10 protein-coding genes are annotated in these 12,740 nt (G+C 63.7%); 5 read left to right on the plus strand and 5 right to left on the minus strand.

What is annotated here, in order from left to right:
* Positions 1–65 precede the first annotated feature (65 nt).
* The 5 genes from AC0L3A_RS17935 to AC0L3A_RS17955 form a co-directional block, all read right to left on the minus strand.
* Positions 66–1,055, minus strand: a complete 990-nt coding sequence (locus tag AC0L3A_RS17935) for an ABC transporter ATP-binding protein (protein ID WP_007593849.1) — start codon at positions 1,053–1,055, stop codon at positions 66–68.
* Positions 1,052–2,038 carry an ABC transporter ATP-binding protein gene (locus AC0L3A_RS17940; RefSeq protein ID WP_007593847.1) on the minus strand — a complete coding sequence of 329 codons (987 nt, stop codon included), beginning with the start codon at positions 2,036–2,038 and terminating at the stop codon, positions 1,052–1,054. Before AC0L3A_RS17940 ends, AC0L3A_RS17935 begins: the two co-directional genes overlap by 4 nt.
* 13 nt (positions 2,039–2,051) lie before the next feature.
* Positions 2,052–3,020, minus strand: coding sequence for an ABC transporter permease (locus AC0L3A_RS17945; protein WP_473254858.1), 969 nt, complete (start codon positions 3,018–3,020; stop codon positions 2,052–2,054).
* Entirely contained in the window at positions 3,021–4,001 is a 981-nt protein-coding gene (locus AC0L3A_RS17950) for an ABC transporter permease (protein ID WP_007593842.1), read from the minus strand. It lies immediately after the preceding gene.
* Positions 4,002–4,102: 101 nt separating this feature from the next.
* The gene (locus AC0L3A_RS17955; RefSeq protein ID WP_219682695.1) at positions 4,103–5,704 is read right to left on the minus strand and encodes an ABC transporter substrate-binding protein; all 1,602 of its coding nucleotides are present in this window, start codon (positions 5,702–5,704) and stop codon (positions 4,103–4,105) included.
* A gap of 304 nt (positions 5,705–6,008) precedes the next feature.
* On the opposite strand from AC0L3A_RS17955, the gene AC0L3A_RS17960 reads away from it, so the two are divergent.
* From AC0L3A_RS17960 to AC0L3A_RS17980, 5 genes are all read left to right on the plus strand, one after another.
* Positions 6,009–6,266 (plus strand): DUF6489 family protein, encoded by a 258-nt coding sequence (locus AC0L3A_RS17960; RefSeq protein ID WP_007593837.1) that lies wholly within the window; start codon positions 6,009–6,011, stop codon positions 6,264–6,266.
* On the plus strand, positions 6,266–7,066 hold the full coding sequence (locus tag AC0L3A_RS17965) for an esterase/lipase family protein (protein ID WP_007593835.1): 801 nt from the start codon (positions 6,266–6,268) through the stop codon (positions 7,064–7,066). Before AC0L3A_RS17960 ends, AC0L3A_RS17965 begins: the two co-directional genes overlap by 1 nt.
* A 46-nt stretch (positions 7,067–7,112) precedes the next feature.
* Positions 7,113–8,663, plus strand: a complete 1,551-nt coding sequence (locus AC0L3A_RS17970) for a WS/DGAT/MGAT family O-acyltransferase (protein ID WP_007593834.1) — start codon at positions 7,113–7,115, stop codon at positions 8,661–8,663.
* Positions 8,664–8,673: 10 nt separating this feature from the next.
* The gene (locus AC0L3A_RS17975) at positions 8,674–9,669 is read left to right on the plus strand and encodes an alpha/beta fold hydrolase (protein WP_473254861.1); all 996 of its coding nucleotides are present in this window, start codon (positions 8,674–8,676) and stop codon (positions 9,667–9,669) included.
* Positions 9,670–9,798: 129 nt separating this feature from the next.
* Positions 9,799–12,720: a bifunctional cytochrome P450/NADPH--P450 reductase gene (locus tag AC0L3A_RS17980; protein WP_473254862.1), complete on the plus strand. Its 2,922-nt coding sequence runs from the start codon at positions 9,799–9,801 to the stop codon at positions 12,718–12,720.
* The last annotated feature ends 20 nt before the right edge of the window (positions 12,721–12,740 follow it).

The raw sequence follows: 12,740 nt of genomic DNA on the forward strand, positions 1-12,740 counted from the left end.
GGCGCGCGCAATTGATCACAGGGCCAGGCCGTCGCCAAATGCGCAGGCTGCATGGCACGCGCGCGTCACGCCGGTATCGGCGCGGTGTTGACCGCATGGCAGGCGACGCCGTTGATCAGGCTCGGCGCCTCCTTGCGGCAGAGATCGAACGCCAGCGGGCAGCGCGGATTGAAGGCGCACCCGGACGGCGGATTGATCGGGTTCGGGATCTCGCCCTTCACGGGAATGCGCTGGCGGCCGCTCATGGCAAGATCGGGCACGGCGCCGAGCAGCATCTTGGTGTAGGGCATGCGCGGACGGGCAAACAGCTCGCGCCCTTCCGCGATCTCGACGATGCGGCCGAGATACATCACGCCGACGCGGCTCGCCATGTGGCGGACCACGGCGAGGTTGTGGCTGATGAACATGTAGGTCAGGCCGAACTTGTCCTGGAGGTCGCGCATCAGGTTCAGGATCTGCGCCTGCACGGAGACGTCGAGCGCGGAGGTCGGCTCGTCGCAGACGATGAACTCCGCGTCGGAGGCGAGCGCGCGAGCGATCGCGATGCGCTGACGCTGGCCGCCCGAGAATTCGTGCGGAAATTTCAACCTGTCGTCGGGATGCAGGCCGACGAGGGTGAGGAGCTCTCCGACACGTGCCTGGATGTCGCGCTCGCCCTCGATCAGGTCGAAAGCGCGTATCGGCTCGGAGATGATGGCGTCGACCCGGAAGCGTGGGTTCAGGCTCGCATAGGGATCCTGAAAGATCATCTGGATGCGGCGGCGCAATTTCCGCCGCGCCTGGGCCTGCCGCGGATCGGTCATCGAGATGCCGTCGATCAAGACGTTGCCGGAGCTTGGCGGCAGCAAGCCGACGACCATCCGCGCTACCGTAGTCTTGCCCGAGCCGGATTCGCCGACCAGTGCAAAGGTCTCGCCCTTCCTGATGTCGAAGGTGACGCCGTCGACGGCCTTGAGATATTCGAGCTGCCCGCCTTCGAGCATGCGGTTGAGCCAGGGCTTCGAGACGTCGAAGACGCGGCGCAGATTCGAGGCCTGGACGAAGGGAGTGCTCATGCCGCGCTCTCCGCCGGCACGCTGTCATAGAGGTGGCAGGCGACCGATTGCGCGCCGCGCGGCAGCGGCTCCGGCCTCTCCACGCGACATCGGTCGAATGCGAATGCGCAGCGCGGATTGAACGAACAGCCGCGCGGGATCGCCGACAGGCGCGGCATGGAGCCGGGGATCTGCACCAGACGCTTGTCGTCGCCGGCAAGGGTCGGGATCGCGCCCATCAGGCCCTTGGCGTAGGGGTGCAGCGGGTCCCTGACCACGTCCTGCACCGGACCGATCTCGGCGACGCGGCCGGCATACATCACCGCGACCCGGTCGGAGGTCTCGGCGATCACGCCCATGTCGTGGGTCACCAGCATCACCGCGGTGCCGTGGTCGCGGCCGAGCCGCTTGATCAGAGAAATGATCTGCGCCTGTACGGAGACGTCGAGCGCGGTGGTCGGCTCGTCGGCGATGATCAGCTCCGGTTCGGCGCAGATCGCGAGCGCAATCACAACGCGCTGGCGCATGCCGCCGGAGAATTCGTGCGGATAGCCGTCGATGCGCTTTTCCGGAGCCGGAATGCCGACTTCGGCGAGCAGGTCGATGGCTCGCCGGCGGGCGGCGGTCTCGGACAGGTTCAGATGGGTTCTGATCGTCTCGATGAGCTGGTCGCCGATCTTGTACAGCGGATTGAGCGAGGTGAGGGGGTCCTGGAAGATCATGCCGATACGTTTTCCGCGCACGCGGCGCATCTCTTCCGGCGGCAGATTGTCGATGCGCAGGCCGGAGAGGCGGATCTCGCCGCCCGAGATGCGGCCCGGGGAATCGATCAGGCCAATGACCGCGAGTCCGGTGACCGATTTGCCGGCGCCGGACTCGCCGACAACACCGAGCACCTCGCCTTTGGCGATATCGAAGGAGACACTGTCGATCGCGCGCAGCGTGCCCCGGCGGGAGGCGAACTCGACCTGAAGATTACGAACGGAGAGAACGGGCTCGGTCATGAACGCTGCATACTCATCGGAGTTTCGGGTTAAGCGCGTCACGCAGCCAGTCGCCGAGCAGGTTGATCGACAGGATCAGCGCCGCGAGTGCGATTCCAGGGAAGGCGACGATCCACCATTCGCCCGCGAACAGATAGTTGTTGCCGATGCGGATCAGCGTGCCCAGCGATGGCATGGTCTCGGGCATCCCCGAGCCGAGGAACGACAGCGTCGCCTCGGTGATGATAGCGAGCGCGAGATTGATGGTGGCGATGACGAGAATCGGCCCCATCGTGTTCGGCAGCACGTGGCGCAACATGATCACCGGGGCGGGCAGGCCAATGAGCTGGGCGGCGGCGACATAGTCCTTGTTCTTCTCGACCATGACGGAGCCGCGCACGGTGCGGGCATATTGCACCCAAAAGCTCAACCCGATCGCGAAGACCAGGACAGCCAGCATGCTCATCTCGTCGAGCTTGTTGCCGAAGACCGATTTGGCGATGCCGTTGATCAGCAGCGCGATCAGGATCGCCGGAAATGAAAGCTGCACGTCGGCGATGCGCATGATCAGCCCGTCGACGGCACCGCCGAAATAGCCGGCCGTCAGCCCGAGCAGGATGCCGATCGCGCCGGAGAAGACGACGCCGAGCACGCCGACGAGAAGCGAGATGCGCATGCCGTAAAGGATCGCGGACAATACGTCCCGGCCTTGTTCGTCGGTGCCGAGCAGGAACGGGCTCTGGCCGTCGGAGGTCCATAATGGCGAAATGCGCGAGTTCATCAGCTGGAGCTGCGCCGGGTCGAAGGGATTCTGGACCGACAGCACCGAGGCGAGGATCGCGACCAGGAAGAACAGCAGCGTCACCGCCGCTGCGACCATGGTGATCTTGGAGCGGCGAAATGAATAGAACAGGTCGCTGTCGAGCGCGCGTTTGAACCAACCCGGCGCGTCGGCGCGCGGGCCGCTTTCTTCGACCTTGTGCGGGACGACGGCTTCGCTCATTCAATGTGCCCGGCTGATCGTCGAGCGCAGCCGCGGATCGACGATGGTGTAGAGGATATCAACCACGAGATTGATGGTGACGAAGATCAGGGACACCATCATCAGATAGGCGGCCATGATCGGGATATCGACATTCTGCACGGCCTGCACGAACAGCAACCCCATGCCGGGCCACTGGAACACGGTCTCGGTGATGATCGCAAATGCAATTACCGAGCCAAATTGCAGGCCGGCCACCGTGATGACGGGGATCAGCGTGTTGCGCAGCGCATGTCCGTAATGGATGGCGCGGGTGGTGAGGCCGCGGGCACGGGCGAAGCGGATGTAGTCGGTGCGCATGACTTCGAGCATCTCGGTGCGGACCAGGCGCATGATCAGCGTCATCTGGAACAAGCCCAGCGTGATCGAGGGCATGATCAGCGCCTTCAGTCCGGACAGCGTCAGCAGACCCGTCGTCCACCAGCCGATATGCACGACGTCGCCGCGCCCGAACGAGGGCAGCCAGCCGAGCGTCACCGAGAACAGGTAAATCATGAGAATGCCGATCAGGAAGGTCGGCAGCGAGATGCCGATCAGCGAGATCGCCTGGAACGCGTGTGTGAGCCAGCTGTCGCGGCGAAGCGCCGAATAGACGCCCATCAGGATGCCACAGAGCATCGCGAAGATGGTGGCGCAGATCGCGAGCTCCAGGGTCGCGGGCATCCGCTCCATCAGAAGATTGCTGACAGGCAGGCGGAATTGGTAGGAGACGCCGAACTTGAACTGCGCAGCGTTGCCGATATAGCGGCCGAACTGCACGATCACGGGATCGTCGAGGCCGAGCGATTTGCGGATCGCGGCACGTTCGGCGCCCGACGTGTCCATCCCGACCATCTGGTTCACGGGATCGCCGGCGAAACGAAACATCGAGAAGGAGATGATCCCGACGGCGATCATGACACCAATGGCCTGAATGGCCCGGCGCAGTGTGAAAGCGAGCATCTGTTCCTTTCACATTTCTTCAGTGGCACGCATCATTGCGTTAGCCCGAAATAGCAAGTCCCGGAAGCCAGGGCTTCCGGGACTTCACAACTTGTCGACACCTACTCGTCCTGCTTGGTCGCCCAGTAGAGCATGACCATGTTGTCCGCACGCTGGGTCAACTTCACCTTCTTCGAGACGCCCCAGGCGAGCGCCTGCTGGTGCAGCGGGACATAGGCCCAGTCCTTCATCGAGACCTCGAAGGCCTGCTTGATCAGGAGATCGCGCTTGCCCGTATCGGGTTCCACGAGAACCTTGTCGGCGAGCTCGTCGAACTGCTTGTTGCAATAGCCGGCGAGATTGGCTTCGCCGCGGTTCGGATCCTTGGGATCGTCCCGGCAGCCCATGATGTCGTGCAGTACGTTATGGGAGTCGAGCGTATCCGGGGTCCAGCCCAGCATGAACAGCGAAGTCTTGTAGCCGCCGGGCTTCAGCACCTTGGCGAAATACTGGGCCTTCGGCTGCGCCAGCAGGTCTACCTTGATGTTGATGCGGGCGAGCATGCCGACGACCGCCTGACATATCGCGGCGTCATTGACGTAGCGATCGTTCGGGCAGTCCATCGTCACCTCGAAACCATCAGGATAGCCGGCATCCGCCAGGAGCTTCTTGGCGGCGTCAGGATCGAGCTTCGGCCGGGTGAAGTCCTTCGACAGCGAAAAGATCTCCGGCGCAACCATCAGCGCGGACGGTGTGGAGAGCCCGCGCATGACGCGATTCTTGATCAAATCGATATCGATTGCCCGGTAGACAGCTTCGCGGACGCGAACGTCCTTGAACGGGTTCTTGCCCTTGACGTTGGAGTACAACAGCTCGTCGCGCGCCTGATCCATGCCAACGAAGATGGTGCGGAGCTCGGGCCCCGTCAGCACGGTGGCGTTCGGACTCGCTTTCACGCGCTCGATATCCTGGACCGGAACCGGCTCGATCACGTCGACCTCGCCGGACAACAGCGCTGCGACACGCGTGGCCGGGTTGGCGATCGGCGTGAAGACGATCTCCTTCAGATTATGTTCCGGCTTGCGCCACCAGTTCGGATTGGCCTTGAAGACGGTCTTCACGCCCGGCTGATGGCTTTCGATCGTGAAGGCGCCGGTGCCGTTCTCATGGAGCGAGGCGTAGCTCGGGGTCGTCGCGGCGGCAGGCGTCGGTGCCGTCGCATCGTTCGCCTCTGCCCATTTCTTGTCCATGATGTACCAGGTCGCCCACAGCGCCGTCAGGATGGGATTGGGCGAGGTCAGGACGAAATCGACGGTGTAATCGTCGATCTTGACCACCTTGGCATCGGCGGGAACGCGGCTCTGGAAATTCGAACCTTTCGCCCGCACGCGCTCGGCCGAGAACACCACGTCGTCCGCGGTGAACGGGTCGCCGTTGTGGAATTTGACGTCCTTGCGGAGGTGAAAGCGCCAGCGTGTCGGCTCCGGCGTCTCCCAGCTTTCGGCGAGTGCCGGGACGATCTTCAGGTCCTTGCCGCGGGCAACCAGGCCCTCATAGACATGACCGAGATGCGCACTGGTGGTCGACTCGTTCAGCGTGTACGGGTCGAGCGACTTGAGCTCACCCTGGTTGGCGTAGCGCAGCGTCTGGCTCGACGCCGGCGAGACCGCCCACGCAAGCATACTGGCGAGCGTCGCCGCAAACAGACTTCGTCCGACTGACATTCTTGACCTCTCCACTCGCCCGCACCGTCATTTTTGATTGTTCGGCGGGGCTGATCGAACCATGTTGCCCAGAGTTCTCGACCCGTGCAAGCGCCATTCCAGCAAGGAACGCGCCAAGTTGCACCGCTGTGCAGCAATGCTGACCGGCATTGACGGGTGGATGGGCGCGGACGCGGCTGATTTTGATTGACCATATCCGCCGATCGGGGAAGCCGGTGGCTGCCACCGCCCTCAGGTCGCTTGCGTTGCACACCGTCTCGCGGCGATACTGCGGACGGCCGCTCGAATCTCATCTGGAGGGGACATGAAAGTTAACATCGAAATCGATTGCACCCCCCTCGAGGCCCGCCAGTTCATCGGATTGCCGGATCTGGCACCGATGCAGACGGCGGTGATGGACAAGCTGCAGCAGCAGGTTCTGAGCAACATCGACAAGGTCTCGCCGGAGTCGCTGATCCAGAGCTGGTTCACCTTCGATCCAAAGCTCGCCGAGCGGTTTCAGGACATGTTCGTCACCATGGCCGGCCTCGGCGGCACCCGCAGCGGCGACAAGAAGAAATAATGCCGCCCGGTCCGGACGGGCCGCAGACCTTGGGCCGGCTTCGTCCGCCCGGCCTTGCTTTGCTGCTCGCCGAAGCCCGTGGGTTGCTCGAACTCAACGCCAGCCTGCTGCTGTCGCCGGTCCTGATGCGGGCGCCCAAAGGCGATGGCCATCCGGTGCTAGCGCTGCCGGGCTTCCTCGCCAGCGACCTCTCGATGGCGCCGATGCGGCGCTATCTCAGCGAGCTCGGCTATGAGGCACGTGCCTGGCAGATGGGCCGTAATTTCGGCGGGTTCGGACGGATGCGGGATTCGTTGCGCGCCCGTCTCGCCGAAATCCATGCTGCGAGCGGACGCAAGGTCAGCCTGGTCGGATGGAGTCTGGGCGGCGTCCATGCGCGCGATCTCGCGCTGCAGGCGCCCGACATGGTCCGCAATGTCATCACGCTCGGCAGCCCTTTTGCCAATGACATACGAGCGACCAATGCGACGCGGCTCTACGAGATGATGTCCGGCGAGCGTGTCGAGGATTTCGCCGAGCTGCGGGAGGCGATCGCGGGCGATCTTCCGGTGCCGGCGACGTCGATCTATTCGCGCGCCGACGGCATCGTGAACTGGCGGACCTGCCTGCTGCGTCCCTCCGACCGCGCCGAGAACATCGAGGTGCATCTGGCGAGCCATATCGGGCTTGGGGTGAACCCCGCGGCGCTGTGGGCAGTGGCAGACCGCCTTGCGCAACCGGAGGGAGAGTTCTGGCCATTTGACAGGGCAGGGCCGTTTGCCGTTGCATATGCCCCGCCGGAACAGGCAGTATCGGCCTGACGAGAAGCGCCGCCTAAGGCGCCCGTCAAATACTCGGGAGGGAACCATGGCTGACGGTAAGAAACTGTCGTCGCTGGACGCGTCGTTTCTCTATCTGGAAACGCCGGAAATGCCGATGCATGTCGGGAGCATGGCGATCTTTCGCCTGCCGGACGACTACAAGGGCGACTTCTTCGAAGATTTCAAGGCGATGATCGTCTCGCGCCTGCACGTCGCGCCGATCCTCAAGGCGCGCCTGGAGAAGGCGCCGCTCGACATCGATCATCCCTCCTGGGTCGAGGACGAACAGTTCGACATCGATCGTCACATCTTTCGCGCCAGCCTGCCGCAGCCGCGCGACCGCGCCACGCTTGAGCGCATCGTGGGCTGGATGCACGCCAAGCTCTTGAACCGCGCCCGCCCGCTCTGGGAGTTCTACGTGTTCGAGGGCATGAAGGACAACGAGGTCGGACTTTATTCGAAGATGCATCATGCTGCCATCGACGGCGGCGCCGGTGCGGCGCTGACCAACATGATCTACGATATCTCGCCGATCCCGCGGAAGGTCGATCCGCCGACCGCGGGAGCGAAGCCCGGGCAAGAGCCGCGCGACATCGCGGCGAACCTGGTCGATTCCTACCAGCAGCTCTTCACCCAGCCGCTCGATGCATCTGCGGCCGCGAAGAACCTGCAACTGCCGCGCACCGGCAAGAGTGACATCGGTTCAATCCTGTTCGACAATGCGATGTACCAGATCGAGAGTGCGGTACGCTTCGCCGGCAACATCCCGACCATGGTCAAGAGCGTCTCGGACGTGCTCGGCAAGATATCCGATCCAAAATCGCGCGAGAGCCTCGCCAGCATGGTGTCGCCACCGACCATGCTCAACAAATCGATCTCGTCCGAGCGCAGCTTCGCCGGCGTCTCGATCTCGCTGTCGCGATCCAAGGCGCTGGCCAAGCAGGCCGGCGGCAAGCTCAACGATGTCGTGCTGGCCCTCGCCTCCGGCGTGGTCCGGCGCTACCTGCAGCAACACGGAACGCTGCCGGCGAAGTCCTTGACCGCTGCCGTGCCGATCTCGCTGCGCGAGGAGGGCAACACCGAGGCCAACAACCAGGTGTTCGGCATGATCTGCTCGATCGCGACCAACATCGACGATCCCAAGGCACGCCTGGAAGCTATCATCGCGCAATCGACCAAGTCCAAGGAGATGTCGCATCCGCTGCGGGCACTGATGCCACAGGTCTCCAACATCTCGATGCTGGGTGCGCCGATCATCGTTCAGATCATGGCGCTGCTCTACAGCCGCTCCGATTTGTCGAATGTGCTGCCGCCGGCTGCGAACATCACGGTGTCCAACGTGCCGGGGCCGCGGCAGACGCTCTACGCCGCGGGCGCGGAGCTGTTGCACATCTTTCCGGTGTCGATCTCGACGCACGGGCAGGCGCTCAACATCACCGTGCAGAGCTATCGCGACCAGCTCGATTTCGGCTTCATCGTCGGCGCCAACATCATTCCGCACGTGCAGGTGATGTGCGACATGCTGCCGGAGGAGTTTGCCGCGCTGGAGGCTGCCTATGCCTTGCCCGCGGCGGACATCAAGGGCGCCGCCGAGTAGGAATGTTCCGATGATTGAAATGCCACCGCTCAAGTTCGTGCAGACGAACGGAATCCGCATGGGCTATTACGAGGCGGGCCCGGTCACAGACAAGCCGCCGATCGTGCTGTGCCATGGCTGGCCCGAACTCGCATTTTCCTGGCGCCACCAGATCAAGGCGCTGAGCGAGGCCGGCATCCGCGTGATCGCGCCGGACCAGCGCGGCTACGGCGCGACCGACCGGCCAGAGCCGGTCGAGGACTACGACATCGAGCACCTGACCGGCGATCTGATCGGGTTGCTCGACCATCTTCAGATCGACAAGGCGATCTTCGTCGGCCATGACTGGGGTGGCTTCATCGTCTGGCAGATGCCGCTCCGGCACATCGACCGGGTCGCCGGCGTGGTCGGCATCAATACGCCTCATACCAACCGCGCCTGGGCTGATCCGATCGAGCTCCTGCGCGCGCGCTTCGGCGAAAGGATGTATATCGTGCAGTTCCAGGACCCGGCGCGTGAGCCTGACAGGATCTTTGGCAGCCGCGTCGAGCAGACCTTCGATGCCTTCATGCGCAAGCCCGTACCGCGCCCGGCAGATGCTCCGGCGGAGGAAGTCGTCGCGGGTGTCGGTGCTTCGCCGCGACTGAACCTGGCATTCCCGCAGATGATCGCAGGCTACGATGCGAAGCACGATCCGCGCACGCCGATCCTGTCGCCGGAAGAGAAAAAGGTGTTCGTCGACAATTTCACCAGGACAGGCTTCACCGGCGGCATCAACTGGTACCGCAATATGTCCCGCAACTGGACGCGCGCCGAAGGGCTCGATCATACGGTGCGCGTGCCGTCGCTGATGATCATGGCCGAGAACGACGCGGTGTTGCCGCCGTCTTCTGCCGATGGCATGGACAAGCTGATCCCCGATCTGGAAAAATATCTGGTGAAGGACAGCGGCCATTGGACGCAGCAGGAGAAGCCGGAGGAAGTCAGCGCCAAGCTGATCCAATGGCGTAGAAGGCGGTTCGGCTAGCTGGTCATCGCGAACTCGTCATTGCGAGAAGCGAAACGACGAAGCAATCCAGGCTGCCTCCGCGGAATATTTCTGGATTGCTTCGCTTCGCCCGCAATGACGACATTGAAGCAGGGGGACTACATTTCGATGTCATCCAAGAACCGTCTGGACCCGATCCCGCAGCCGCCGACCAAGCCGGTGGTCGGCAACATGCTGTCACTGGATTCGGCCGCGCCGGTGCAGCATCTGACCCGGCTTGCCAAGGAGCTGGGGCCGATCTTCTGGCTCGACATGATGGGCTCGCCGATCGTGGTCGTCTCCGGCCACGATCTCGTCGACGAGCTCTCGGACGAGAAGCGCTTCGACAAGACAGTGCGCGGTGCATTGCGGCGGGTGCGCGCGGTCGGCGGCGACGGCCTGTTCACCGCCGACACCAAGGAGCCGAACTGGAGCAAGGCGCACAACATCCTGCTCCAGCCCTTCGGCAACCGCGCCATGCAATCCTATCACCCGAGCATGGTCGACATCGCCGAGCAGCTCGTGGGCAAGTGGGAACGGCTCAATGCCGACGACGAGATCGACGTCGTCCATGACATGACGGCGCTGACGCTGGATACGATCGGCCTGTGCGGCTTCGACTACCGCTTCAATTCGTTCTACCGGCGCGACTACCATCCCTTCGTCGAGTCGCTGGTGCGCTCGCTCGAAACCATCATGATGACGCGCGGCCTGCCGTTCGAGCAGCTCTGGATGCAGAAGCGGCGCAAGACCATGGCCGAAGACGTCGACTTCATGAACAAGATGGTCGACGAGATCATTGCGGAGCGCCGCAAGGGAGGCGAGGCGACCGACGATAAGAAGGATATGCTTGCGGCGATGATGACCGGGGTCGATCGCTCGACCGGCGAGCAGCTCGACGACGTCAACATCCGCTATCAGATCAACACGTTCCTGATCGCGGGCCACGAGACCACCAGCGGCCTGTTGTCCTGCACGCTGTATGCGCTGCTCAAGCACCCCGACATTCTCAAGAAAGCCTATGACGAGGTCGATCGCGTCTTCGGTCCCGACGCCAACGCGAAGCCGACTTATCAGCAGGTGACGCAGCTGACCTACATCACCCAGATATTGAAGGAGGCGCTGCGGCTGTGGCCGCCGGCGCCGGCCTATGGCATCTCGCCGCTGAACGACGAGACCATCGGCGGCGGGAAGTACAAGCTCCGGAAAGGCACGTTCACCACCATCCTGGTGACCGCTCTGCATCGCGATCCCTCGGTCTGGGGTCCGAACCCCGACGCGTTCGATCCGGAGAATTTCAGCCGGGAGGCGGAAGCCAAGCGGCCGATCAATGCCTGGAAGCCGTTCGGCAATGGCCAGCGCGCCTGCATCGGCCGCGGCTTCGCCATGCACGAGGCCGCGCTCGCGCTCGGCATGATCCTCCAGCGTTTCAAGCTGATCGACCACCAGCGCTACCAGATGCATCTGAAGGAAACGCTGACGATGAAGCCGGAAGGCTTCAAGATCAAGGTCCGTCCGCGCGCCGATCGCGAGCGCGGTGCCTATGGCGGACCTGTGGCGGTGTCGTCGGCACCGAAGGCACCGCGCCAGCCCACCGCGCGGCCCGGCCACAACACGCCGATGCTGGTACTCTACGGCTCCAATCTTGGGACCGCCGAGGAGCTGGCGACGCGGATGGCCGACCTGGCCGAGATCAACGGCTTTGCCGTGCATCTGGGGCCGCTCGACGATTACGTGGGCAAGCTGCCGCGGGAAGGTGGCGTGCTGATCATCTGCGCCTCCTATAACGGCGCGCCGCCAGACAATGCGACGCAATTCGTCAAATGGCTCGGCGACGAGCTGCCGAAGGATGCGTTTGCCAATGTGCGATACGCCGTGTTCGGCTGCGGCAACAGCGACTGGGCCGCGACCTATCAGTCGGTGCCGCGCTTCATCGACGAGCAATTGTCGGCGCATGGTGCGCGCGCGGTCTATCCGCGCGGCGAGGGCGATGCGCGCAGCGATCTCGACGGCCAGTTCCAGAAATGGTTCCCGGCGGCCGCCCAGGTCGCGACCAAGGAATTCGGCATCGACTGGAATTTCACCCGGACCGCGGAGGACGATCCGCTCTACGCGATCGAGCCGGTCGCGGTGACCGCCGTCAACACCATCGTCGCCCAGGGCGGCGCGGTGGCCATGAAGGTGCTGGGCAATGACGAGCTTCAGAACAAGGCCGGTTCCAATCCGTCAGAGCGTTCGACGCGCCACATCGAGGTGCAGCTGCCATCCAACATCAACTACCGTGTCGGCGATCATCTGAGCGTGGTTCCGCGCAACGACCCGACGCTGGTGGATTCGGTTGCCCGTCGCTTCGGCTTCCTGCCGGCCGACCAGATCAGGCTTCAGGTCGCCGAAGGCCGCCGCGCGCAATTGCCGGTCGGCGATGCCGTGTCGGTCGGCCGTCTGCTCAGCGAGTTCGTCGAGCTCCAGCAAGTGGCGACGCGGAACCAGATCAAGATCATGGCCGAACACACCCGCTGCCCGGTGACCAAGCCGAAGCTGCTGGGCTTTGTCGGCGATGAGGCTGAGCCACTCGAGCACTATCGCGGCGAGATTCTGGCCAGGCGAAAATCGGTGTTCGATCTGCTGCTCGAATATCCGGCCTGCGAATTGCCGTTCCACGTCTATCTGGAAATGCTCTCACTACTGGCGCCGCGTTATTATTCGATCTCGTCCTCGCCGTCGGTCGACCCAGTTCGTTGCAGCGTCACGGTCGGCGTGGTTGAAGGACCGGCCGCCTCCGGCCGCGGCACCTACAAGGGTATCTGCTCGAACTACCTCGCCAATCGACGCGCGGGCGACGTGATCCATGCAACCGTGCGTGAGACCAAGGCCGGCTTCCGGCTCCCGGACGATCCGTCCGTGCCGATTGTCATGATCGGCCCGGGCACGGGATTGGCGCCGTTCCGCGGCTTCCTCCAGGAGCGCGGCGCGCGCCACGGCCAGGGGGCCCCCCGCGGGCCCGCCCGGCGGGTTTTTGGCGGGCGGCCTCCCGCCCACGGGTTTATGTAGGCGGACGCGGTGTAGGGGGT

It is taken from the genome of Bradyrhizobium sp. MI1.3 (genome assembly GCF_055811695.1).